This is a genomic window from Pseudoalteromonas atlantica (assembly GCA_007988745.1).
In the GTDB taxonomy this organism is placed as follows: Bacteria; Pseudomonadota; Gammaproteobacteria; order Enterobacterales; family Alteromonadaceae; genus Pseudoalteromonas; species Pseudoalteromonas atlantica.
This window is the reverse complement of record BJUT01000055.1, coordinates 1-24,060: the sequence shown is the minus strand read 5'-3', so window position 1 is coordinate 24,060 and position 24,060 is coordinate 1. Positions and strand designations below refer to the sequence as shown.

The window sequence follows — 24,060 nt, the reverse complement described above, 5'->3', positions numbered from 1 at the left end:
ATAGCTGATAGCTTTAACACTTATCTATCAAAGCTTAAAAAACCTGCTTGCTTAATTATCCATCTAAGCGTAAAATGCGCGCTCATTTCGGCTTTTACACTATTAATTCCTTGCCTTAAACCGACCGGCCGAAACGGTAGAAGGCTCTATTAACCGTAAGGAATATCCATGCGTCATTACGAAATCGTATTCATGGTTCACCCTGATCAGAGTGAGCAAGTATCTGGTATGATCGAACGTTATACTGGTTCTATCACTGAAGCTGGTGGTACTATCCACCGTCTTGAAGACTGGGGCCGTCGTCAACTGGCTTACCCAATCAACAAGCTTCACAAAGCTCATTATGTTCTTATGAACGTTGAAGCACCTACTGAAGTAATCAGCGAGCTAGAAACTACTTTCCGCTACAACGATGCAGTGCTTCGTAACTTAGTTATGCGTACTAAAAATGCAGTAACTGAAGCGTCTCCTCTTGCAAGAGAAGAGAAGAAAGAAGCACCAGCTGCTTAATTGTTTTGAGTCCTAGCATGGCACGTAGTCAGCAGTTAGTGTAATGGTTAGCCCATATATGAATCAGCTGGTTATATCGGGGGTTGTTTGTAAAACACCCAAGTTTAGCCAAAGCCCTGCAGGCATACCGCATTGTATTTTTGTTGTAGAACATAAATCGATGCAAACCGAAGCAGATCTTAACCGTAATAGTTACGTTAGGCTTCAGGTTGTTGCCAGTGGTAAGCAAATGCAACAACAGACTCAACATTTGCACGTTGGGCAGGCATTGCAAGTGAGTGGTTTTTTAAATCGCCACGAAGGTCGTAACGGCCTTAGCCAATTGATTTTGCATGCTCAGCATATAGAAAGAATTATTTGAGGAATTAATCTCATGGCACGTTATTTCAGACGTCGTAAGTTCTGCCGCTTTAAAGCGGAAGGCGTACAACAAATCGATTACAAAGATCTAGCTACTCTTAGAAACTATGTTACAGAAAGTGGCAAAATCGTACCTAGCCGTATTACAGGTACTAGCGCTAAATACCAGCGCCAGCTAGCAACTGCTATTAAGCGTGCTCGCTACTTAGCCCTTCTTCCATACACTGACTTACATAAGTAAGCAGCGGATTAACAGTTTTTAAAAGGTGTAGAAACATGCAAGTTATTCTACTAGATAAGATCGCTAACCTAGGTGGCCTAGGTGACCAGGTTGTTGTTAAATCTGGCTTCGCACGTAACTTCCTTTTCCCGCAAGGTAAGGCAGTTCCTGCAACTAAAGCAAACATTGAAACGTTTGATGCTCGTCGCGCAGACTTAGAAGCGAAAATCGCTGAACAGTTAACTGCAGCACAAGCACGCGCTGACAAACTAGAAGCATTAGCAGAAGTTACTTTAGTATCTAAAGCTGGTGACGAAGGTAAGCTATTCGGTTCAATCGGTACTCGTGACATCGCTGACGCTATCTCAGCTGTTGGTGTTGAAGTTGCTAAATCAGAAGTTCGTTTACCTCACGGTACTATCCGTGAAACTGGCGAATTCGACGTTGCAATCGCAGTACACTCAGACGTAACAGCTACTATTAAAGTAATCGTTATTGCTGAAGCTTAATTTTTAATTAAGCCCAAAAAGCCGTGCTTTTAGCGCGGCTTTTTTGTATCTAAAATTCCTCTTTAATACCCATCTAATAGCTCTATATAAAATTATTTAACTATTTTTATTATTAGTTTAAACCTTTCTTGTCTGTCTTTGCGTCTTAGTAATCAATACACTCATTAATACACGTTTTTAAATAAAAATAATTAAAAGGCGACATCACGGATGTTACACACAAAACCCGAGCACACGCCCCTATGCGACCTTGCACTCATTGAGCGTGTTAAAGCGGGGGATCAAAATGCCTATAAGGCATTATATGAGCTGCATATAAAGCGTGTTTACGGTTTATGTTTGCGCTTATTGGCCGATGAAGCGCACGCTGAAGATGCTGCCCAAGAGGTGTTTGTGCAGGTGTGGCATAAAATAGCGCAGTTTGACGGGCGCTCACAATTTTCTACTTGGTTATACAGCGTAGCAAGCAACATTGCGATTAGTTATGTACGCAAGCATAAAAGCTGGTTAAACAAAGTAGTGAGCATAGAACAAAGCGGTATGGATGAGCAAAGCGCGCAAAGTTGTAAAGGATTAAACGGGTTAGATAAATTAATTGTTCGCCTACCAGAGCGCGCCCGCATGGTGTTTGTTTTATATGCCATTGAAGGCTACCGCCACGAAGAAATAGCCCAGCAATTGGGAATGGCAGTGGGGTCGAGTAAGTCGCAATATCATCGTGCAAGGCAGTTATTACAAGAGTGGTACGAGTATGAGTAAACAAAATTTTGATGACTACTTAAACGAGTCTTTAAACAATTTAAATAAAGACATAGCGCCCAATAAAGCACTTTGGCAGGGCATTGAGCACGCCATAGTTACAGCTAAGCCACCTGCTGTTAAAGCGCCATTATGGCCTAAATTGAGCGCTATTGCTGCGTGCAGTGCAGCGGCGTTATTAGCAATAAATATATTTATGAGCAATAACGAGCCAAGCCAAGTGGCTGCTATGAGCGATTATTTTAAAGCGCAAAAGCAAAGTTTATTAGTGCAGTACAAAAACCTGGATGCACTTACTAATAACTGGCAAGCACAGTTACAAGAGCTTGAAGAAGCAGAGCAAGCAATTAAACAGGCACTTGAAAGCGAGCCACAAAATCAGGCATTACTGACCATGTTGGCGCAAGTTTACCAGCAACAACTCGACTTAATTAACAAGGTGCATGCACCGCGTTGGCAGCAAATATAGGGGAATAACATGAAAGCAATTTTACTTGGGCTAAGCCTATTACCACTGAGCGTTTTAGCGGGCGAAAAAATAGATAAGCAAATAGAGGTGCCAAACGGCGGCACTATTTTTATTGAAAACCAACGCGGCGATGTAAACATAACCGGCTGGGATAAAAACGAATTTAAAGTCTCAGGCGAGCTTGATGACAAGGCCGAAGGATTTGAGCTTAAAACGACAGGCGATAAAACCGAATTTATAGTAAAAATGCCACGCAATTTGGGATGGGGTAACAATGGAGATGGCTCTAACTTAACAGTATTTATGCCAAAAAGCAGTCGCTTAGAATTTGCTGGTGTAAATGTGTCAGTGACTGCAAAAACACTTAAAAAAGGCGCTGAGGTTGATGTTGTTAATGGTGAAATTACGGTAAATGACATTAGCGGCACTGTTAAATTAAGCACCGTAAATGGCGATGTAAACGCACAGAACTTAAGCGGCAATATTCAATTTGAAACCGTAAACGGTGAAATTAACGATAGGCAATCAAGTGGCGAGCTGCGTTTTAGTGCCGTAAATGGCGATATTAAATCAAGCACAACCGCAAACGACGTACGATTAGAAAACGTAAATGGCGATATCGATTTTACATTATCGAGCATAAAAAGCTTACGTATTAATACTGTAAACGGCGAAGCTGAAATACACATCAGTGAGTTGCTAAAAGGGGCTGATGTTCGCTATGAGTCGGTAAGTGGTGATGCTGATTTTTACTTCCCGCAAAGCGTGTCGGCTCAGTTTGAGATTAAAGCGCACGCCAACGGTAAAATTATTAATAAAGTTACCAACGATAAAGTGACTAAAGCTAAATATGGCCCTTCTAGTGATTTAGAGTTTAGTGCCAATGGTGGCAGCGCAAGTGTTGAAATGGATACTATAAGCGGGCGAATTGAGCTGCGAACTAAATAACGCTAATTAGCGTTGATGATTACAAAAAGCAGGAAAAGATTTCCTGCTTTGCTATTTGCACAGCCCCGCCAAGTCGATAGAATAGAGCCATTCAATTTTAGTACTGTGAAGTTATGGCCAAACCAGATAAGCAAGTCGATACCCTTAAAGTTCCTCCCCATTCAATAGAAGCTGAACAATCTGTTTTAGGTGGCTTAATGCTTGATAACCAAGCTTTTGACCGCGTAGCTGAGCTGGTTGTTGCGCAGGACTTTTATACCCGCACCCATAAGCTTATTTTTGAAGCCATGACCGCGCTTGCTGAAGTGGGCGATCCGATAGATTTAATCACAATTTCAGAAAGTCTTGAAAAAAATAACCAACTAGCAGGCATTGGTGGTTTTGCTTACTTAGCTGAAATAGCTAAAAACACCCCAAGTGCTGCGAATATCGATGCATACGCCAATATTGTGCGTGAGCGCGCGGTAGTACGCGAAATGATTGGCGTAGCTAATGAAATAGCCGAAGCTGGTTTTAACCCAGAAGGGCGCACCAGCCACGACTTATTAGACTTTGCCGAGAGTAAAGTATTTAAAATTGCTGAGCAACGTACAAAAAGTACCGAAGGCCCGCAAAGCATTCATAACATTCTTGAAAAAACCGTCGATAAAATCGAAGAGCTATACCAGTCGCCGCAAGACGGTGTAACCGGTGTAAGCACTGGGTATGCTGATTTAGATAAAATGACAGCAGGTATGCAGCCTTCTGATTTAATTATTGTTGCAGCACGTCCTTCAATGGGTAAAACCACCTTTGCGATGAACCTTGCTGAGCACGCCGCAATGACGCAAGACAAGCCTGTGCTTATTTACTCATTAGAGATGCCCTCTGAACAAATTATGATGAGGATGTTGGCATCACTTGGTCGTATTAACCAAACTAAGGTACGTACTGGCCAGCTAGATGATGACGATTGGGCACGCCTTTCATCAACTATGGGGCTGTTGATGGAAAAAGGCAAAATGTATGTTGATGATGCATCGGGGCTTACACCTACCGATGTGCGTTCACGTGCAAGACGTATAGCGCGCGACCACGGTGGTATTAGTATGATCATGGTCGATTACCTTCAGTTAATGCGCGTACCTAGTTTATCAGATAATCGTACTTTAGAGATTGCCGAAATATCGCGTTCATTAAAAGCGCTCGCTAAAGAGTTACAGTGCCCGGTTATTGCGCTTTCGCAGCTAAACCGTACGCTAGAGCAACGTGCCGATAAACGCCCAATTAACTCAGATTTACGTGAGTCGGGTTCGATAGAGCAAGATGCCGATTTAATCATGTTTATATATCGTGATGAAGTGTACAACGAAGACAGCACTGAAAAAGGCATCGCCGAAATTATCATAGGTAAACAGCGTAACGGCCCAATTGGTAAAGTGCGCTTAACCTTCCAAGGGCAATTTTCTCGCTTTGATAATTACGCGGGGCCAGCAGTTGATGATGAATACTAATGCGCCTAGCCACTGCCGAAATTAACCTAACCGCCCTTGCGCATAACTTATCGCAGGTAAAACGTTTTGCGCCAAATAGCAAAATAATGGCGGTATTAAAAGCCAATGCGTATGGGCATGGTTTAGTAAAAATTGCCCAGCACTTAAATAGTGCTGATGCATTTGCTGTTGCCCGAATTGATGAAGCCCTCGCACTGCGCGCCGGTGGTTTAACAAAGCCAATAGTACTGCTTGAAGGTTTTTTTAATAAAGCCGACTTACCTATTTTATTGGCTAATAATTTTCAAACTATTGTGCACGACGAAAACCAGCTTGCAGCAATAGAAAATACCACCTTAGATGCGCCAATTACTTGTTGGCTAAAAATAAACACCGGCATGCACCGATTAGGCATAGCACCGGAGCAGTTTGACGCATTTTATAGCCGCTTGCAGCGCACACCCAATGCTAAAAGCACCATTAATTTGATGACCCATTTTTCGTGTGCCGATGATACGCACAATACTAAAACGGCACAGCAAATTAGCTTATTTGATACGCTTGTAAAGGGCATAGACCAAGCACATTGTTTATCAAACTCGGCCGGTATTATAGCTTGGCCAGCAGGACACGGTGATTGGATACGCCCAGGACTTATGCTTTATGGGGTGTCGCCAATGGCAAACTGCACAGGGCAAGAACACAATTTAAAGCCGGTCATGCGTTTAACCACAAAGGTGATTGCAGTGCGTGATGTTGCCGCCCATGAGCGAGTAGGGTACGGAGGCCGTTGGCAAAGTGATAAACCAACCCAATTAGCCGTAGTGGCTATGGGTTATGGCGATGGCTATCCGCGTCATGCCAAAGAAGGCACACCGGTTATGATTGCAGGGCAGCGTTACGGTATTGTAGGCAGTGTGTCTATGGATATGATAAGCATTGATATAGGCGAAAACGAGCACAATGTTAAAGTAGGCGACAGCGTTACAATGTGGGGGCCGGAGCTTCCGGTTGAAGAAATAGCCCACTGCGCCGATACTATCCCTTACGAATTACTGTGTAATATTACACCGCGCGTAAGTTACGAGTACCAGCGATAGTTAATAAGTGATATTTATTCTTTAATAAAGTAAATATCACTAAAGCCCATACGGGCAAATTCTTGGTCACGAAAGTTACGTACAGCCGAAGAGCCTTTTGAGGTCATTTCTATTTGGCGTACCATGTTTAAGTAGTTGGTTAAATCAATACCTTCGGCAGCGGCAATAGCTTGATACATGTCGTGGTATTTGTCTTTTGCGAAGTTAATTTCGCGCGGTTGGTTTTTAAATGTATAGGTTATTCTGCGTGCCATAATAAGCTCAGCTAATTGAGTGTGAGTGTAATTTTACACTGTATTGAACTGGCATTGAACGATTTGTTGAAATCAAATAATTAAAAGTAGAGTTTAAAATGAAATTATCAGTAGAGATCAGTAAATACCCACTTCATCAAGATTACATTCCGTTTATTAAGGGCTTTATTGACCGTTTGAACGAATACGACAACTTAAAAGTGATCACCAATACGCTTTCTACGCAAATTTTTGGCGATTACGATTTAGTAATGCAAGTGCTAAACACCGAAATTAAACGCTCGTACGAAGAGTTTGGTAAGGCTATTTTTGTTTGTAAGTTTTTATCTGGCGATTTATCTCCAGAGTAATCGCCTTTATTTAACGTGTATTAAAAACGGTAACCACACACATGGATTTTTTAACACAAACCTTAAGTGGTTTTACAGCAATGTCGCATTGGGAATATATTGCGGTAGGGTTGTCTATTGCTTATTTATTACTGGCAATAAAAGAAAGCCTATGGTGCTGGCCTGCCGCTTTTTTTAGCACGCTTATTTACACCATAATGTACTGGAATGGCGCGCTGCTTATGGAGTCGCTACTCAATTTTTATTACATGTACATGGCTGTATTTGGTTGGATGGTATGGCGCAAAGGCAAAGCAGATAATATTAGTATTACCTCATGGTCTACACAACGCCACGCCATTCTTATAGGCGCTACGAGCTTAGCGGCCATTATTATTGGCTATGTAATGCAAAACTACACCCACGCCGATTTTGCCTACCTAGATAGCTTTACAACCTGTTTTGCGGTGGTAACTACGTATTTAGTTGCTAAAAAAGTACTCGAAAACTGGCTGTATTGGATTGTTATTGATGCGGCCTCTATGTATTTGTATTACGAAAAAGGCTATTACCCAACGCTCGCGCTATTTATTTTTTACACTATTATGGCCGCGTGGGGATTTAAAACCTGGTACGAAGAGTACGAGCAAAGCCAAGCTAAGCCATTAGCGCAATTATAACGCATGTACCGTAATCCAAATATTGCCGCGTTATGTCGTGAGTTTGTGGCACCTGAGCACGTGCTACAAACCACTAAATTAGTGAATGGTTTAAGTAACGACAATTACCTAATAAAAACTGCACAGCAAGACTACTTATTAAAATGCTACAAATCGCATTGGCCTAAAATAGGGCTACAAGCCCAAACTGCACTTAGCCAGCATAACGTTTGCCCTAAACCCATTTGGCTCGATAAGGCTAACAGGCGAGCTGCATTTCGCTATATTTGTGGTGATATTGCTACTAATAATTACAGTATTGACCTAGTTGAGAAGTTGGCACGCGTTCATAGTTACCCTCTAGCTACACAGCCAATGGATATTGCAAAAGAGCTTGCGTATTACGCTACTAGCAATATATATCAACAGCACAGCCGCTTAATTGAAGATACGCTAAGCGCCATTAGTGACATGCCCTACAACAGTGGCTTTTGTCATAACGATTTAGTTAAAGATAACCTAATAGTAAATTCAAGTGGCATGTATTTAATTGACTTTGAATATGCGCAATCAAACGACGTGTATTTTGATTTAGCGGCACTTGCGGTTAGCTTAGAGCTAAATGCGCACGCAGAGCACACTTTGCTTGAGCAATACAGTGTCCAGCAAGCAATACCCAGTGAGTTTTATTGCGCTTATGACAAGCTACGTTACTTTAAAGTGGTGTTTTTGGTGTTGTGTATAGGGTGGTATGAGCAGCGCGACATAAATAATAAGGCAAGCACATTACGCGCGCAGCTAAATAAGTTATTAAACGAGATAAAAGATTAAAGCCCGCCAAAACGCGCGGCAAGCTCTTTGTACTTTGCTACTTCGTCAGCATCAAATTGGGGTTCACCGTTTTCATCTTCAGACTTGGCAATAAGCAAGCTCTCACGAGCAAGGCGTTTTACCCGCTCGGCTTTTACACCTAAAAACTCAGCCACTTGCTCAGTCGACATTAAACTCATAATTACATCCTCTATATAATCCGTAAGCATTCAGAACATGTTGCCAAACGGTTACTATTTTTTTATCGAATACCAATAAATAGCTTGTTTTTGGCAAGTTGTGAAGTGTTTTATCAAAAACAGTTTGATTTATAGGCATATAACTCAATGATGCTGGTATTTATTTAAAGATCTCTTTATTATTGCCAGTGCTAAAGCATTGATATCGCGAGTTAGTGTTTTGGCAACAAATGTGCTCTTGTGGTGAAATGGATATCACGTGGCCCTCCGGAGGCTAAGTTCTAGGTTCGATTCCTAGCAAGAGCGCCATTTGCTTTTTATTGTTTTCCTGTTTACGTCTACCTTCATTTTAGTAGTCCTTTATGGTTATATGGTATTACCCTCAACTCAAAAAGTAGACTTTTAGGGTTAAATAATGCTATTTAGTAGGCATATTTAATTGTAGAAAACGCTTCTGCCATGCTCATCGCGTTACCCATTTCAGAGCTCACTCCAGGTATGTTTGTTGACAGTGTTACCAAACAGCATGAAGGGCTCAACAGTATAAAAATAAAAACCAGTGGCTTAGTGCGAAACCAGGCAATTATAAAACGCTTAGTAACCGAAGGCGTTTTAGAGCTGCTTATCGACTTTACCAAAGGCGATGCCGCCATACCCGATAAGTACAAACCTAAGAGTGCGCCGCCACAAAAGAGCACCACTTCAAGCAGTAAAACAAAACCACCCGCTGTAAAACCTGCGATTACCCTTGAGCAAGAATTTGCCAAAGCCAGCATTAACTTTGAGCAGCATAATCGCAAGCTGCAAGCTTTGTATGGCGATGTAACCACAGGGCTATCGGTTAATTTAAAGGTGATTGATGAAATGGCTAACGATATAGTCAGCTCGGTATTTAGAAATACCAGCGCAATGACCATTTTAACCCGCATAAAAGACAAACATAGCTACAATTGGCGCCACATGATTAACTGCGCTATTTTCACCGCCGTATTTGCTAAATATTTAGGATACAAAGAAGAAGCCGTGCAGCAGCTTGCTATGGGCGCGTTACTTCACGACTTAGGGCAAGCTAAACTCCCGCAGGGGATTATTTCTAGGCCAAGTAAACTCACTAGCAGCGAAATGGATATTATTAAACGGCATGTGGCTCAAGGTTTAGGTTTGGTTAAAGGTGAAAAAGGCATTACCCCCCTTATACTCGACATGATAGTTAACCATCATGAGCGATTAGATGGCTCAGGCTATCCGCGTGGTATTACAGCTGAGAAGCTTAGTCGCCCAGCGCGCATAATGGCGATTGTTGATGTGTACGATGCGCTAACAGCCGATAGGCCCCATCAAGAAGGGGATGAACCCATTAATGCGCTGCGTTATTTGTTGGCTAACAAAGAGCTATTTGATGCAGAGCTAGTACAGCACTTTATTAAATGTTTAGGTGTGCACCCAGTAGGCACTATTGTTAAATTAACTAATGAGCGATTAGCTCTCGTGCTCGAGGGCAATAAATCAAATCCCATCAAGCCTAAAGTTAAGCTATTTTATAATGCTAAACACGGGCACCACGTCACCCCTAAAGACTTAGACTTAAATGAGCCTGATCAAAGTATTAAAATAGTGTCGAGTATCAAGCCACTCGACTATCAAATTAATTTGGCTCGTTTGTTAAAAGAGCACTTGTTGAATTAGCTTTTTTACAGCGTTTAAGTTTTTCGCGTTTAGCAGAAATATAAGCGCCTAAAAAACAACTCGCCATTAACGTTAGCCATAATAATGTTCCTTGCTGTACATGCAGTGCAATACAGCAAAAAGCTAACGACACTAATGCATTTAGCATGGCTCCTAACCAGTAATGGTTTACGGGGTTATCGCATTGGCCGGCTTGTGTGCAGGCACAATAGTTTGCTTTATAAAAACAAAACACACTGGCGCCACAAAAAATGAGCCCTGCAATAATAAGTAAAATGATCACCTATTTGCTTCCTTTGTGATTTTGTAATGAGTTTAAAATGCAGGGAATTACAAGTCAATCTAAATGATAATTAATTACAATTAGAGTATAAGCTCTAATAACACATTTCTGCTCCGATGAGTTTTAAATAGTTGTTAAAATGTAGTTAAAAAACGTGTTTTTTGGTGTTTTTTGTCGCTTTGTTACAGTTTTTTATAAAAAATTAAGGTAGTGTAGCCAAGTTTAAAATCCTAATAACAACACATAGATACCCAAACGCTTGTTTGGTTAAGGACACAACAATGAAATTTTCTAAAACTCTTATTGCAGCTTCGCTTGCATTTGTTTCGGCTGATAGTTTTGCAGCCGCGTTTCAATTAGCAGAGCAAAACGCGTCAGGTTTAGGCCGTGCATACGCAGGTGAAGCATCTATCGCAGATGATGCGTCTGTTGTTGCTCGCAACCCTGCATTAATGACTTTATTTAAAGATAAGCAACTTAGTGTTGCTGCTATTGGTGTAATTCCAGATGTGAGCTTAGAAGGAACGCAAACCAATAACGGTATTGATCCAAGTGCCCTAGATGATGACAGCATAGCACCAAGCGCAGTAGTACCTGCCGCTTACTTTACTATGCCGTATAACGATAAAGTATCACTAGGTTTTGGCGCGTTTTCTAACTTTGGTTTATCTACAGAGTTTAACGATGAGTACGTAGCGGGCCAAATTGCAGGCGAGACAGAAATTTTCACCGTTAACCTTAATGCAAGCGTTGCTTATAAAGTAACTGAGCAATTTAGCTTTGGTATTGGCTTAAACTACATTTATGCAGATGCAACCGTAATCCGTAAAGTAGGCGCTAATACAAGTGGCTTTGATTTTGGTGCTGATGCAGTAAACCTTCAAGGTGACGACACTGGCCTAGGTTTAAACGTTGGTTTAATGTACCAACTAGACGAAAATAGCCGTTTTGGTTTTAACTACCGCAGCGAAACAGACATCACATTTGAAGGTGATTTCTCAAATGACTTACCAGTAGCTGTAGGCGGCACTGGTGGTGCACAACTACCGGGTTCTGTAGAGCTAACGTTACCAGCTATTGCTGAGTTTTCTGGTTCTCACCAGTTAGATGAAAAACTTGGCTTACACTACAGCGTATTATGGACAGGTTGGAGCAGCTTTGAGTCACTAGAAGCACAAGTAACTGCACCAACAGGCGATAAGTTTGTTGCTTTTGAAAAACAAGAGCAGTTTGACGATGCGTTTCGTTACTCTATCGGCATAGATTACCAATACAACGAAGACTTATTACTTCGTGCAGGTGTAGCGTTTGATGAGTCGCCAGTATCGCAAACTCACCTGTCTATCTCTATTCCTGATACAGACCGCTTTTGGTTCTCGTTTGGTGGTAACTACACTATCGACACGCAATCAAATGTTGATTTAGGTGTAAGTATTATTCGTGGTAAAACACAAACATTTACAGAAGCTGATGAGTCAGGCAGTGAGTGGGGCTTCGAGTCTAAAGGCCACGCTGTACTTGTTGGCGCTCAGTACAACTACAAGTTTTAATGTAGCTGTGCCTTGTGGTTAATCGCAGGGCACAAAAAAGCCGCTCACTTTAACAGTGAGCGGCTTTTTTAATGCCTGCTAAATTGCTTTAGCAGGCAACTAAAATTATAAGCTTTCTATTTTAGTTTTTTGCTCAAGTAGCTTGGTTTTAGCATCAGTGAATTCAGCGAGCTTCGCGTTTTCTTTTGCAAGTACGGCTTCTGGTGCGTTATTTACAAACTTTTCGTTAGCCAGCTTGTTTTGCACTTGGGCTAGGCCTTTTTCTGCTTTTTCGAGTTGCTTGTTAATACGTGCAAGCTCTGCTTCAACGTCAATTAAGCCCGCCATAGGGATCATAATTTCAAGGTTGCCAACATAGGATGTTGCACACGCTGGTGCATCGTCTTTGTTTTCAAGCAGTGTGAACGATTCAAGTTTAGCAAGCGAGGCAATAAATGACTCGTTCTCGTTAATACGGCGCACATCATCGCTTGACGCGTTAGCTAGCAACACGTTAAGTGGCTTACTTGGGCTAATGTCCATCTCACCACGAATAACACGAATTGCTAAAATAAACTGTTTAACCCACTCTAAGTCGTCCATAGCTTGGGCATCAACGTTTGCTTCATTATAAACAGGGAAGCCCTGTACCATGATGCTGGTGCCTTTAGTTTCAAGCCCTGCCAGTGGTGCAACGCGCTGCCAAATAGTTTCGGTAATGTATGGCATCATTGGGTGCATTAAGCGCAGTAGGCTTTCTAGTACCGTAATGAGTGTATTACGTGTACCACGTTGCTGTGCTTCATTGCCTTTAAATAATACCGGCTTAGTCAGCTCTAAGTACCAATCACAGAACTGGTTCCAAGTGAATTCGTAAAGTGTGTTAGCGGCTAAATCAAAGCGGTAGTTATCAAGGTGCTCAGTGTAGGTTTTAACCGTTGCTTCAAACTGACCTAATATCCAACGATCGGCTAATGAGAACTCTTTTTGTGCATCGTTGAAGCCACAATCTTGCTCTTCTGTGTTCATTAATACGTAACGGCTTGCGTTCCATAGTTTATTACAGAAGTTACGGTAACCTTCTAGGCGGTTCATATCCCAGTTGATATCACGACCGGTTGATGCCATTGCTGCAAGGGTAAAGCGAAGCGCATCGGTACCGTGTGCTTCAATACCATTTGCAAATACTTTGCGCGTGTCTTTTTCAATTTTAGCGGCAAGTTTAGGCTGCATCATGTTGCCAGTACGCTTTTGTACTAAATCTTCAAGCTCGATGCCGTCAATCATATCTAGTGGGTCAAGTACGTTACCTTTTGACTTAGACATTTTATCGCCGTTGTCATCACGTATTAGGCCAGTAACATACACTGTTTTAAACGGCACTTGTGGCTTACCATTTTCATCTTTTATAAAGTGCAGCGTCATCATGATCATACGCGCAACCCAGAAGAAAATAATATCAAAACCCGTTACTAACACGTCAGACGGGTGGAAGGTTTTTAAATCATCCGTGTTCTCTGGCCAACCTTGCGTTGAGAACGTCCACAGCGCAGATGAGAACCAGGTATCAAGTACGTCTTCGTCTTGGCTTAGCGCAACATCATCGGCAATGTTGTTGTCGCGGCGTACTTCAGCTTCATCGCGGCCAACGTAAACGTTGCCTTCGCTGTCGTACCAAGCTGGAATACGGTGACCCCACCAAAGCTGGCGTGAAATACACCAATCTTGTACGTCGTTCATCCACGAGAAGTACATGTTCTCGTACTGTTTAGGCACAAACTGAATGTCGCCATTTTTAACGGCATCTTTTGCAGGTTCTGCAAGTGGTGCAACACGTACATACCATTGGTCGGTAAGGAGTGGCTCAATGACTACACCAGAGCGGTCGCCGTAAGGTACAGTTAACGCATGGTCTTCGATTTTTTCGAGTAAACCAAGTTCTTCAAATTCTGCGATAATCGCTTTACGCGCAGCAAAACGGTCTAGGCCGTGTAAGCGCTCAGGAATTGGCGCATCAAACTCAAGTTCTTTACCGTCAAAGGTGTATGTTTCACCTTGGCTTAGAATAGCTGCGTTTTTATCGAAAATATTGATCATTGGCATTTTATGACGCTTGCCAACTTCGTTATCGTTAAAGTCGTGTGCAGGGGTGATTTTTACACAGCCCGTGCCTTTGTCTTTATCAGCGTGTTCATCTGCAACAATTGTGATACGACGATTTACGATAGGCAGTAAAATCTCTTTACCAATTAAATCTGTGTAGCGTTCGTCATCAGGGTTTACTGCAACACCTGAGTCACCTAGCATGGTTTCTGGACGTGTTGTTGCTACGACAATGTAGTCTTTGCCGTCTTGTGTTTTAACGCCATCAGCAAGAGGGTAGCGCAAATTCCACATGTGGCCTTGTTTGTCTTTGTTTTCAACTTCAAGGTCTGAAATAGCGGTGTGTAATTTTGGATCCCAGTTTACTAGGCGTTTACCGCGATAAATTAGGTTTTCTTTGTGAAGACGTACAAAGACTTCTTTAACCGCTTCAGATAAGCCATCGTCCATCGTAAAGCGTTCACGGTCCCAATCAACCGATGCGCCAAGACGGCGAAGCTGCTTAGTGATAGTACCGCCAGATTCGTTTTTCCATTCCCAAATTTTATTAATAAAATCTTCGCGGCCTAAATCGTGACGTGTTTTACCTTCTTCAGCGTGTAGTTTACGCTCAACCAACATTTGCGTTGCAATACCCGCGTGGTCAGTACCTACTTGCCATAATGTGTTGTTACCTTGCATACGCTTAAAACGCGTAAGGGTATCCATTATTGTATCTTGGAAGGCGTGGCCCATGTGCAAGCTACCGGTGACATTTGGCGGCGGGATCATGATCGAATACGGTACGCCTTGGCCAGATGGCTTAAAGTAGCCTTTTTGTTCCCAGTCTTGGTATAGCGACTGTTCAATATCTTGCGGATTGTAGGTTTTATCCATTACACAGAACCTTAAATAAGTACTTAAATTAGTTGGTTAGCTTTATCCTAAACGGCTAGCTATTAATCTCTTGCGTGCTGATATTGGCACCAAGTTGGCGCAGCTTTTTAAAGCGCTCACGAGCGGCTTGTTTAGCTACAGACTCTACTGGTACAAAATCAAAAACTTGGCTAAAACGCCTAATAAAATCAGGCAGGTTATTAGCTAAGTTAATTAAAACGTTACGTTTGCCAACAGGAGGCGTGGTGCCTATTTCTACTGGTGCGCCGGCTTTAGGGCCTTCGCCTTGCAGGTTATGCGGCACAAAACTGTCGGGATCAAATGCCCAAATGGTTTCGTCAATGGCATAGGCGGTGTGTTCGTTATCTACAAAAATAAATACACGATGCCCTAATCGATACTGCTCTGCGGCAATTTGAGCTGCTAAAGCAAAATGATCATCAGCCTGCGCATTAGATTCATCTTGTTGCTTTAGAACGAAAAATTGAGCATTCATGTTCATTGTATCGGGGTTTCCCATGACATTGAATGTGCACATAGTTGATACACATAAATTAAGAGGCAGATTTTGCCATATAACGGGGTTTGCTTCAATTAATACACAGATAATTACAGCAATAAAAAAGGCGCCAAATGGCGCCTTAATACAAGTTAAATAACCTAAGCTCTGGTTAAAATATTTTTGCCTATGGCAAATAAATTTAACGCTGTTAGCGCTAAAATACCTGCTGAGCGACTTTTCTAAATAAGGCTCAGGTTAATTAGGTTATTAGTCGTGCGTAGCTTCGCTTACACCCGCTCGGTTTAATAAATACTGAGTAAGCATAGGAACAGGGCGACCCGTTGCACCTTTTTTAGCGCCACTGCACCACGCGGTACCGGCTACGTCTAAGTGAGCCCAGTTATACTTTTTAGTAAACTTAGATAAGAAACACGCTGCGGTAATAGTACCAGCAGAGCGCCCACCTAAGTTTGTAAAATCGGCAAATGGGCTATCGAGTTGATCTTGATAGTCATCCCACAGTGGTAACTGCCATGCACGGTCGCCACTTTGCTCAGACGCTTTTAATAAATCATGCGCAAGTGGGTTGTGGTTTGACAGTAAACCTGTTGCGTGTGCACCAAGGGCAACAATACATGCGCCTGTTAGTGTTGCTACGTCAATTACTGTTTCTGGGTCAAAACGCTCAACGTAAGTTAACGCATCACATAATACTAATCGGCCTTCAGCATCAGTATTAAGCACTTCTACGGTTTGCCCCGACATGGTTGTTAAAATATCGCCAGGGCGATACGCGTTAGAGCTTGGCATGTTTTCACAGCCGGCTAAAACGCCAATTACGTTAATAGGCAGCTGCATTTGTGCCAGTGCGCGCATAGCGCCAATTACACCGGCTGCGCCGCCCATGTCGTATTTCATTTCATCCATGGCTTCGCCTGGCTTAATTGAAATACCGCCTGAGTCAAACGTTAAACCTTTACCTACTAGCACAATAGGCGCTTGCTCATCGCTTGCACCTTTGTAGTTAATAACCGACATAACCGATTCGTTATCACTGCCGCGACCAACTGCTAAGTACGAGTTCATACCTAGTTCGGCCATTTTTTCTTCGCCAATAATATCAACGGTGATGTTGTCAAAATTGCTAGCCAGCTCTTGCGCTTGTTCGCCTAAATAAGCAGGGTTACAAATATTAGGTGGCATGTTGGCTACGTCTTTACATAGCTTACTACCTGCGGCAATGGCTAAGCCATGCTCAATAGCGCTTTCACCAATGGTCAGCTCGCGACGTGTTGGTACGTTAAACACAATTTTACGAAGTGGACGACGAGGGTCTACTTTTTTGCTTTTTAGCTGGTTAAATGTGTATAGGCAATCTTGTGTTGTTTCTACCGCTTGGCGAACCTTCCAGTAGGTATCACGACCTTTAACGTGTTGCTCTGTTAAAAAGCACACCGCTTCCATTGAGCCGGTTTCGTTTAAGGTATTAATTGTTTTAGAAATTATTTGCTTATATTGCTTATCATCAAGCTCGCGCTCTTTACCACAGCCAACAAGCAATACGCGCTCGCTTAAAACGTTAGGTACATGATGCAATAATAACACTTGCCCCGGCTTACCTTCTAGGTCGCCACGGCGTAGTAAATTTGAGATATAACCATCGCTGATTTTATCGAGTTGTTCACCAATGGGGGATAACCTACGTGGTTCGTAAACGCCAACGACAATACACGCGCTGCGTTGTTTTTCTGGGCTACCACTTTTTACGTTAAATTCCATTGTTACTCCTGGTTGTGAGTCATATACGTTATTAATTGGGGCTAAAAAAATAAAATCTAGTCTTCGCTACGTAACTTATGTAGAGATAATCTTAATTTTAGCTGATTTTTTCTGACTCTTTCTGTTTGATTGAACTTTATATGTTTAAGGGCTACTAATGCAACAATATATCGTGCACTTAGGTAGGATAATTAATTTTGTTAGCTTATAATAACGACTTATTTACCAGATAAAACTGGGTAAAATAGCTACTTTATTATCAAATTATCACTATTGTAGTGAAATTCTATGTTTAACAGGGGCGAGCATTGCTTATTTTTCGTTATTTGACCGCAGAGGTTTTAAAATCGCAGGTCGCCGTATTTTTAACTTTAATGACCATTTTTGTGTCACAAAAGTTTGTGGTTATTTTAGGAGATGCCTCTGAAGGGAGCATTCCTGCCAAGTTAGTATTATCGATGATTGCGCTTAAATTGCCGCAATTAGCTTCGCTGATCCTGCCATTGAGTATATTTTTGGGAATTATTTTAGCCTACAGCCGCATTTACGCCGACAGCGAAATGACCGTTCTTAAAGCCTGTGGGGTGAGTGAGTGGTATGTGGTACGCGTTACTTTAATTTCGAGTGTGGGTTTGGCTATATTAGCAGCCTCTCTCACCATGTACCTTGCGCCGTGGGCGAGTGAGCAAGAGTACCAATTAAAAGAGCAAGCCAAAGCCGATGCGGGTTTATCTGCGTTAAGGGCTGGGCGGTTTCAACAAACCGGTAATGAAAAAGCCGTGGTGTTTATTCATAACATTGAAAACGGCGGTAAAGAGCTTAACAAAGTATTTGTAGCGCAGCTGCCGGATACCGAAAAAGATGACCTTGCACGTTTAGTGTATGCCGAACAAGGCGTGGTGGTAGAGGCAATAAACGGTGAGCAACAATTAGTGCTAACTGATGGCAAACGCTACGAAACCGATGGCAAAACACCGGCGCTTAATTTAACGCAGTTTGATGGCTACAGCGTACAAATACGCGAGCAAGAAATAGAGCATCAGCGCCGTAAATTAGAAGCAATACCTACTAATCAACTATTGCCACTCAATACCTCTGAATCTATAGCCCAGTGGCAGTGGCGTATTGCAATACCGCTTTCTATTCCGTTACTAACGTTAATAGCAGTACCGCTAAGTGTGGTTAATCCTCGCCAAGGTAAATTTGCTAAATTAGTGCCAGCCATTAGCTTGTACTTAGGTTATTTTATCTTACTTAATGCTGCAAAATTTGCCGTAGAAGATGGCAAAATACCGCCTTCAATTGGTTTGTGGTGGATTCACTTAAGCGCTTTATTTATAGGTAGTTTATTAATTATAAAAGGTCGCCCATTGGGGGCCTGGCTTAAAGCCGTTGTAACAAAACGGGAGTTAAGCGCATGATGAAGACACTCGATTGGTACTTAGGCCGCAGCATTTTACAAACCACCGGATTTGCTTTGTTGGTGCTAGTAGGGATTAGTACATTAATTAAGTTTATTGATCAGCTAAAGTCGGTTGGTCGTGGCAGTTACGATTTAATGACCGCAACGCTTTACACCTTTTACAGTATGCCGGGCGATTTAGTTATATTCTTCCCGATGGCGGCGCTTATTGGTGGCTTAACAGGCTTAGGTGCACTGGCTTCAAACAGTGAGCTGGTGGTAATGCAAGCTGCGGGTATGTCGCGCTTGCAAATTATAGGCTCGGTAATGAAAACCGCCGTGTTTATGGCTGTGTGTATGATGGCTCTTGGTGAGTGGGGCGCACCAGAGGCGCAACAACACGCCAAAGAAATGCGTAATCAGGCAATTTATGGCGGCGATGTATTCAATGCACAAAAAGGCGTATGGGCTAAAGATGGCAACAACTTTATTAATATTGAAGATGTAGATCAAAACGGCCGTTTAAACGGTGTGCACATGTATCAATTTGATAAATCACTCGATTTAACTCAAATAACCAAAGCTAAAGTGGCCATTGGTCGTGATGAAGGTTGGCTATTACGCGATGTAAACAAGGTTCATATTAGTGATGAGCAAATAAGCAGTGAACACATTGATGAAGAGTTTTACCCTTCGCAATTAACGGGCGAAAAGCTTGGTGTTGTATCGGTAAAGCCTGAGTCGCTTTCCTTTACAGGGCTTTGGTCGTACTTAGGGTATTTACAGCAAAATGAGCAAGATACCAGCACCTATGAGCTGGCCTTGTGGCGTAAGCTAATGCAGCCTGTGTCTGTTGCCGTAATGCTACTGGTTGCACTGTCGTTTATATTTGGCCCGTTACGTACCGTTACCATGGGTGCGCGTATCATTATGGGTGTAGTAACGGGAATTGTATTTCACTTAATAAATGAGATATTTGGCCCTGTGGTAATGGTTTATCAAATACCCGCTATTATAGGCGCGGTACTGCCAAGTATACTATTTATAGGCTTTGCTACGTACATGATGAATAAGCGGGTATAGCCGTTATAAGCGCTTATTTAATACTAAAAAGGTGACCTATGGTCACCTTTTTAGTTTTTATAACGCGTTATTCAAAAACTAATACCAATCAGCTTAATTAAGTGATCAATTTTGAGGCTGGAAAAACATGTTGATAGCTAGGCATAAAAAATCGCTATTTAGTTGTTCTCGGCAATTGCTCCTGCATTGCTCTACCTTCTGCATCCATGTAGTCGTAAATAAGAATTTTTTACGCAGGTAGCGACAAGTTAGCCCGGCAAAATGATTAAGTATTATTGTGGGTTTGGTATAAATGGGTATTAATCTAGCTCGCGGTAAATACGTTTGTTTTCTTCTTTTGTAAGAGTAATTACCTCAGTTTTTGAGATATAGTCTTGCAGCGCTTTTTTGTTTTTAAAATCAATTAATACCACAAGGTTACCTAAGCCAAGCAGGGCACTTAGGCTGCGAACAATAGACTGCGGCCAACTAATTAAGCTTCCTTCATTAGTTTGTACTTTTAAACGCCATGCGCGCATGCCAATAGTTTGCCCGCTTTTAGTCCAAAAATAGCCAAAAAATACTAAAGTAACAATAACAAGTAAGGCACTTCGAATACTCGACAGCAGCAGTGACTCTTGAATAAGTGCCGATACATCTTCAGCACCATTTAAACTAATAACATCAAGTGAAATAAGCCCTTGTACGGCAAACAAATAGAGCACAACCGTTAACATAGCAAATGCAATAATAGCTAACGTATCATAAACTAACGACGCAAAACGACGCCAAAAACCAGCTCGTGGAAACTCACCCGACATAAATACACTCTCACTGTTAATATGCGCGCTAGTTTAGCAAAAAAGCTCACAAATACTAAGCGCTATAGTTCAGTGATATACCTTGGCGTTATTATTAGCTGTATTTAATACTTCAACCAGTAAACGACATTTTGCACAGGCTGTCTAAATGTTAAGCGGTTGATCAGGCTAATGTCATAAAACGCTTGCTGCCACCCCTATTGTTTGTATAATGCTTGGCATAGAGACGAAGGCACATAAATAATCCTGAGCTCTAAAGTGGTTTTTCTTTATCTTCTCGTGTTTAGAAGGTTAAAGAAAAATGACGCCAGCGTGATGAAATTGGTATACATGGGGGATTCAAAATCCCCTGCCGAAAGGCGTGCCGGTTCGAGCCCGGCCGCTGGTACCACTTTTTATGACCCTAACCAAATTGGTTAGGGTTTTTTTATGTCTGAAATTAATTTTTATTTTTGTTTTATGTGTATTTGTTCTTAATTATCAGATAGTAAGTTACGGCATTTAGTTGTAGCCCAAGAAATGGGCATTAAATGGAAAAAAGGAAAAGTAATGAAAAAGGTAGTTGGTTTATTAGTTGCAACAATGGCGCTCTCTGGTTGTACTCACCGCATTGGAGATTTTACCGTTGCTTCAACAAAAAATATGAATCACACAAATAGTAATCATAGAGTTGATTACAACGAGCGAGTAACAGGAAAGGATGTTAAACATACAGTATTGATTTTCCCTACAGGCAGAAGCAATATGAAAGAAGCTATGGATAACGCCATTGAAAAAGCACCTGCAGCAGTTGGTCTTTCAAATGTAACAGTAAAAATTATTGATTGGTACATACCACTTATTTACGGACAAAGATATTACGAGATTGAAGGGAACCCAATTTACGAAGTAAAAGAAGAAAAGGCTAATTGATAGCTATATAAACTTTATATGCCATGATAATTTATCATGGCATTTTTATTTAAAGGGCAATAAATTTCGACTAATAAACCTTACTTATTCTCTAAAAACGCGATGAACTCTCCAGCCGATACATACCAAATATCATCTTTATTTGAGATTGTTTGAACGAGCTTTTCGGCGTAATCCCAGTTGTTATTTACTGTGTTTTTATCAAATTCCCACGAATGACCCCAAATCATCATTACAGTGAGCTTATTGCTTTTAAGCGCAATATATTGCTCTATTAATGGCATTGCTTTTGAGTGGTGAGCGGTTGGGTTCCATGCCATGTAGTTGGTAGGGAGCTCAAAATTAAGAGTGTCGTTTACTGTTCGGGCATTAGTAAAGCCCGCTTGCTTTACTAATTTCATAGCGGTTTTATCGTAAGAGCCTAAAGGGTATGCAAAAGAGTGTAAGGGGCTGCCTTTTATGGGCGATAAAATGTGCTTATCGCGGGCTAATTGTAATTTTAATTCTGCTGTATCTAAGCCCGCAAAGCCCGGATGTGAGTAACTGTGGCTTGCTATTTCATGGCCTTTATAAAGTGTTTTTACTTCACTTTGTTTTATATATTCGCCTGCTTTACCGGTAAAGGCTTTCATCCACGGTAGCTTTTTAGCAAATAAACCTGAGTTTAAGTTAAACGTACCAACAACCTGGTACTTATTAAGTAGTTCCACCAGCTTTTTGTCTTGTATAACGCCATCATCGTAGCTAAAAATAACAGCTTTAGTCGCGCCGTTAGGGTAGCTTTTTAAAGGTGCTTTACTGGCTGCACACGTAAAGCTTGCCGCCATTAATATAGCAATTAATAAACTCTTCATTTTAAGGTTTTCATTATTGGAGCAAGTTGTTTAGCCCAAAGGGCGTAGCCTGCCTGATTCAAATGGGTGCCATCGGTCGTGAGCGATTTTTTAAGCGTGCCATGAGGGCTTAAAAATGAGGGGTGTAAGTCTATATAGGTAAAATTTGCGTGCTCAATTGCTTTAATTTGTTGGTTAACTGTTTGCGCCATTTGCGTAACAAAATTGCGATGATCGGGCAAAATACTTTGTACATAAATTTGTGTATTTGGGAGTGAGTTATTGAGCTGAGTCACTATTTTTTCGATATTTTCACTCACCGACGCTAAGTTTTTAACTTGCTTTATATAATGGTAATTAAAAATATCGTTTACACCAATTTTTAAAAATATTGCTTTAGGCGGGGCTGCTTTTAATTCGTTTAAACGCGCTAAAACACCGTAGGTCATATCGCCACTAATACCGCGGTTTCTTACGCGTAGGTCGTTAAACCGTATGCTCCAATTTAGCCCTTGCTCTGTAATGCTATCGCCAATAAATACAATATCGCCTTTGCGTAAAGGTTGTAGCTTAAAATGGGCTATACGCTCAGCATAGTGGTTTTTTAGCCATTGCGATTGAAAAGGAATTGCCTTTTCGGCATTAGCTTTAAAGCTTATTAATACAGCACCTATAATTAATGTGCCAAGTAGAAAACTGATGTGTTGGAGTGTGTAATTACTTGGTTTATAACTCATAAAAACCTGCGCTTATAGACATACTAACTTAGCAATGTATCTATAAACGCCGGTTTTTGATACGTGTTGCATTCGTATTCAGACTTTGTTTTTAACCACCCTTTTTATTAAGCCTAAGAGTTTAGCAATCCCTAAAGTAAGTAGCATAGGTACGCCTATTAAAATAAGCTCTTTTACAAAGGGTAAGATGTACATCAAAATAGGGGCTATTTTCGGCTTTTCACCCTCAGCTGCACCGTGGGAGTATCCCTGTTGATTTATTTGTGCGGCCCAATCGGTAAGCTCTAAACTAACCAGTAAAAGGCTCACTAAAACAGATACAACTAACACAATGCTGGTGCGGGTTTTCCACTGTTGTTTTAGGTGCTTCATTATTTAGCCTCCTTGGCAAACATGCGTTTAGTAAGTTTTACTATCCAAGAAAAATTAAGCGCTAAATGCACACCTAGCATGGGCATAATAAAGGTGGCTGAATCGTGATGTATTTTCGACCAAAAGTCTTGAATGTTTAAACTAATATTAAGTGCGGGTAGTAGAGCTACCGACACTAAAAAGCCACTTACAAATACTAATAACATCATTATATAAACTAGGTAATCCCACACTATATTAAAGCGCTCGCGTGCTGTTATATTGGCAAATAAACGGCTAAAGCTGCGTGTTACCCAATCCCAGTGCAGTAGTAAGTGAATAACAAAAGGGATAATAAAAAATAGGCTAAACCATTCGTGTAAAGGGATACCAGTGGCTTGAGGTGCACTTACTAGCATAAAGCTAATAAGCAGTAAGGTGTCCATTACATAACGGAACTTTTGTAAGTTTTGTTTCCAATCAGACATTATTGACCCTGAAATAATTTATTTATAATACCAATCCGCATAATTAAGTGAACTATTTTGAGGATGGAAAAACGTGTTGATAGCAAGGCAAAAAATT

General features: G+C 41.4%; 28 protein-coding genes and 2 tRNA genes. 19 read left to right on the top strand and 11 right to left on the bottom strand.

Annotated features, from left to right (window positions below):
- Nucleotides 1-168: 168 nt before the first annotated feature.
- From rpsF to alr, 9 genes are all read left to right on the top strand, one after another.
- On the top strand, nucleotides 169-510 hold the full coding sequence (gene rpsF / locus PAT01_RS17075; protein WP_004588455.1) for a 30S ribosomal protein S6: 342 nt from the start codon (nucleotides 169-171) through the stop codon (nucleotides 508-510).
- 43 nt (nucleotides 511-553) lie between these two features.
- Nucleotides 554-871: a primosomal replication protein N gene (priB, locus tag PAT01_RS17070; protein ID WP_138577653.1), complete on the top strand. Its 318-nt coding sequence runs from the start codon at nucleotides 554-556 to the stop codon at nucleotides 869-871.
- 12 nt (nucleotides 872-883) lie between these two features.
- On the top strand, nucleotides 884-1,111 hold the full coding sequence (gene rpsR, locus PAT01_RS17065) for a 30S ribosomal protein S18 (protein WP_002962753.1): 228 nt from the start codon (nucleotides 884-886) through the stop codon (nucleotides 1,109-1,111).
- A 35-nt stretch (nucleotides 1,112-1,146) separates the two neighbouring features.
- Nucleotides 1,147-1,599, top strand: a complete 453-nt coding sequence (rplI, locus tag PAT01_RS17060; RefSeq protein ID WP_004588457.1) for a 50S ribosomal protein L9 — start codon at nucleotides 1,147-1,149, stop codon at nucleotides 1,597-1,599.
- Nucleotides 1,600-1,809: 210 nt separating this feature from the next.
- Nucleotides 1,810-2,358: an RNA polymerase sigma factor gene (locus PAT01_RS17055; RefSeq protein WP_004588458.1), complete on the top strand. Its 549-nt coding sequence runs from the start codon at nucleotides 1,810-1,812 to the stop codon at nucleotides 2,356-2,358.
- Entirely contained in the window at nucleotides 2,351-2,827 is a 477-nt protein-coding gene (locus tag PAT01_RS17050; protein ID WP_138577651.1) for a hypothetical protein, read from the top strand. The genes PAT01_RS17055 and PAT01_RS17050 overlap by 8 nt, the downstream gene beginning before the upstream one ends.
- 9 nt (nucleotides 2,828-2,836) lie before the next feature.
- Nucleotides 2,837-3,775, top strand: coding sequence for a DUF4097 family beta strand repeat-containing protein (locus PAT01_RS17045; RefSeq protein ID WP_138577649.1), 939 nt, complete (start codon nucleotides 2,837-2,839; stop codon nucleotides 3,773-3,775).
- A 113-nt stretch (nucleotides 3,776-3,888) separates the two neighbouring features.
- Entirely contained in the window at nucleotides 3,889-5,268 is a 1,380-nt protein-coding gene (gene dnaB, locus PAT01_RS17040; RefSeq protein WP_004588461.1) for a replicative DNA helicase, read from the top strand.
- A complete protein-coding gene (gene alr, locus PAT01_RS17035) occupies nucleotides 5,268-6,347 on the top strand; it encodes an alanine racemase (protein ID WP_138577647.1) in 1,080 nt (359 codons plus the stop codon). The genes dnaB and alr overlap by 1 nt, the downstream gene beginning before the upstream one ends.
- Nucleotides 6,348-6,361: 14 nt before the next feature.
- Here alr and PAT01_RS17030 read toward each other — a convergent pair whose 3' ends face one another.
- A complete protein-coding gene (locus PAT01_RS17030; protein ID WP_004588463.1) occupies nucleotides 6,362-6,601 on the bottom strand; it encodes a DUF2960 domain-containing protein in 240 nt (79 codons plus the stop codon).
- 98 nt (nucleotides 6,602-6,699) lie between these two features.
- Between PAT01_RS17030 and PAT01_RS17025 the strand changes: the two genes are divergently transcribed.
- Genes PAT01_RS17025 through PAT01_RS17015 form a run of 3 tightly spaced genes read left to right on the top strand, consistent with a single transcriptional unit; the run spans nucleotide 6,700 to nucleotide 8,420 of the window.
- Nucleotides 6,700-6,951 (top strand): hypothetical protein, encoded by a 252-nt coding sequence (locus tag PAT01_RS17025; RefSeq protein WP_004588464.1) that lies wholly within the window; start codon nucleotides 6,700-6,702, stop codon nucleotides 6,949-6,951.
- Between the two features lie 41 nt (nucleotides 6,952-6,992).
- The gene (gene pnuC, locus PAT01_RS17020; RefSeq protein WP_004588465.1) at nucleotides 6,993-7,610 is read left to right on the top strand and encodes a nicotinamide riboside transporter PnuC; all 618 of its coding nucleotides are present in this window, start codon (nucleotides 6,993-6,995) and stop codon (nucleotides 7,608-7,610) included.
- A 3-nt stretch (nucleotides 7,611-7,613) separates the two neighbouring features.
- Nucleotides 7,614-8,420 carry a phosphotransferase gene (locus PAT01_RS17015; protein WP_138577643.1) on the top strand — a complete coding sequence of 269 codons (807 nt, stop codon included), beginning with the start codon at nucleotides 7,614-7,616 and terminating at the stop codon, nucleotides 8,418-8,420.
- Here PAT01_RS17015 and PAT01_RS17010 read toward each other — a convergent pair.
- Entirely contained in the window at nucleotides 8,417-8,599 is a 183-nt protein-coding gene (locus tag PAT01_RS17010; protein ID WP_024031630.1) for a hypothetical protein, read from the bottom strand. The genes PAT01_RS17015 and PAT01_RS17010 overlap by 4 nt on opposite strands.
- A 234-nt stretch (nucleotides 8,600-8,833) precedes the next feature.
- Between PAT01_RS17010 and PAT01_RS17005 the strand changes: the two genes are divergently transcribed.
- Nucleotides 8,834-8,908, top strand: a tRNA-Arg gene (locus PAT01_RS17005).
- Nucleotides 8,909-9,058: 150 nt separating this feature from the next.
- Entirely contained in the window at nucleotides 9,059-10,285 is a 1,227-nt protein-coding gene (locus tag PAT01_RS17000; protein ID WP_029772471.1) for a cyclic di-GMP phosphodiesterase, read from the top strand.
- Here PAT01_RS17000 and PAT01_RS16995 read toward each other — a convergent pair.
- Nucleotides 10,245-10,568: a hypothetical protein gene (locus PAT01_RS16995; protein ID WP_029772472.1), complete on the bottom strand. Its 324-nt coding sequence runs from the start codon at nucleotides 10,566-10,568 to the stop codon at nucleotides 10,245-10,247. The two genes, PAT01_RS17000 and PAT01_RS16995, sit on opposite strands and share 41 nt — an antisense overlap.
- A 281-nt stretch (nucleotides 10,569-10,849) precedes the next feature.
- On the opposite strand from PAT01_RS16995, the gene PAT01_RS16990 reads away from it, so the two are divergent.
- Nucleotides 10,850-12,118: an outer membrane protein transport protein gene (locus PAT01_RS16990; RefSeq protein ID WP_154945866.1), complete on the top strand. Its 1,269-nt coding sequence runs from the start codon at nucleotides 10,850-10,852 to the stop codon at nucleotides 12,116-12,118.
- A 105-nt stretch (nucleotides 12,119-12,223) separates the two neighbouring features.
- Here PAT01_RS16990 and PAT01_RS16985 read toward each other — a convergent pair whose 3' ends face one another.
- From PAT01_RS16985 to pepA, 3 genes are all read right to left on the bottom strand, one after another.
- Nucleotides 12,224-15,076 carry a valine--tRNA ligase gene (locus PAT01_RS16985; RefSeq protein ID WP_121637037.1) on the bottom strand — a complete coding sequence of 951 codons (2,853 nt, stop codon included), beginning with the start codon at nucleotides 15,074-15,076 and terminating at the stop codon, nucleotides 12,224-12,226.
- Between the two features lie 55 nt (nucleotides 15,077-15,131).
- Nucleotides 15,132-15,578, bottom strand: coding sequence for a DNA polymerase III subunit chi (locus PAT01_RS16980; protein WP_138577637.1), 447 nt, complete (start codon nucleotides 15,576-15,578; stop codon nucleotides 15,132-15,134).
- A 267-nt stretch (nucleotides 15,579-15,845) separates the two neighbouring features.
- A complete protein-coding gene (gene pepA / locus PAT01_RS16975; protein ID WP_154945865.1) occupies nucleotides 15,846-17,357 on the bottom strand; it encodes a leucyl aminopeptidase in 1,512 nt (503 codons plus the stop codon).
- A gap of 308 nt (nucleotides 17,358-17,665) precedes the next feature.
- Here pepA and lptF point away from each other — a divergent pair, with 308 nt between their 5' ends.
- Nucleotides 17,666-18,778, top strand: a complete 1,113-nt coding sequence (lptF, locus tag PAT01_RS16970) for an LPS export ABC transporter permease LptF (protein WP_024031637.1) — start codon at nucleotides 17,666-17,668, stop codon at nucleotides 18,776-18,778.
- Nucleotides 18,775-19,842 (top strand): LPS export ABC transporter permease LptG, encoded by a 1,068-nt coding sequence (gene lptG, locus PAT01_RS16965; protein WP_031289389.1) that lies wholly within the window; start codon nucleotides 18,775-18,777, stop codon nucleotides 19,840-19,842. The genes lptF and lptG overlap by 4 nt, the downstream gene beginning before the upstream one ends.
- Before the next feature lie 299 nt (nucleotides 19,843-20,141).
- Here the strand turns inward: lptG and PAT01_RS16960 are convergent, their stop codons facing one another.
- Nucleotides 20,142-20,642 carry an RDD family protein gene (locus PAT01_RS16960; protein WP_024031639.1) on the bottom strand — a complete coding sequence of 167 codons (501 nt, stop codon included), beginning with the start codon at nucleotides 20,640-20,642 and terminating at the stop codon, nucleotides 20,142-20,144.
- 306 nt (nucleotides 20,643-20,948) lie between these two features.
- Here PAT01_RS16960 and PAT01_RS16955 point away from each other — a divergent pair.
- A tRNA-Leu gene (locus PAT01_RS16955) sits at nucleotides 20,949-21,033 on the top strand.
- Between the two features lie 158 nt (nucleotides 21,034-21,191).
- Nucleotides 21,192-21,554 carry a hypothetical protein gene (locus tag PAT01_RS16950; RefSeq protein WP_126006055.1) on the top strand — a complete coding sequence of 121 codons (363 nt, stop codon included), beginning with the start codon at nucleotides 21,192-21,194 and terminating at the stop codon, nucleotides 21,552-21,554.
- Nucleotides 21,555-21,634: 80 nt separating this feature from the next.
- Here PAT01_RS16950 and PAT01_RS16945 read toward each other — a convergent pair whose 3' ends face one another.
- The 4 genes from PAT01_RS16945 to PAT01_RS16930 all read right to left on the bottom strand — a co-directional run bounded on the left by PAT01_RS16945 (nucleotide 21,635) and on the right by PAT01_RS16930 (nucleotide 23,963).
- Nucleotides 21,635-22,408, bottom strand: coding sequence for a polysaccharide deacetylase family protein (locus tag PAT01_RS16945; RefSeq protein ID WP_138577633.1), 774 nt, complete (start codon nucleotides 22,406-22,408; stop codon nucleotides 21,635-21,637).
- Nucleotides 22,405-23,124: a GDSL-type esterase/lipase family protein gene (locus tag PAT01_RS16940; RefSeq protein WP_138577631.1), complete on the bottom strand. Its 720-nt coding sequence runs from the start codon at nucleotides 23,122-23,124 to the stop codon at nucleotides 22,405-22,407. Before PAT01_RS16940 ends, PAT01_RS16945 begins: the two co-directional genes overlap by 4 nt.
- A gap of 78 nt (nucleotides 23,125-23,202) precedes the next feature.
- A complete protein-coding gene (locus PAT01_RS16935) occupies nucleotides 23,203-23,496 on the bottom strand; it encodes a hypothetical protein (RefSeq protein WP_138577629.1) in 294 nt (97 codons plus the stop codon).
- Complete coding sequence (locus tag PAT01_RS16930; RefSeq protein WP_138577627.1) at nucleotides 23,496-23,963, bottom strand: DUF4405 domain-containing protein; 468 nt, start codon at nucleotides 23,961-23,963, stop codon at nucleotides 23,496-23,498. The genes PAT01_RS16935 and PAT01_RS16930 overlap by 1 nt, the downstream gene beginning before the upstream one ends.
- Nucleotides 23,964-24,060: the final 97 nt, after the last annotated feature.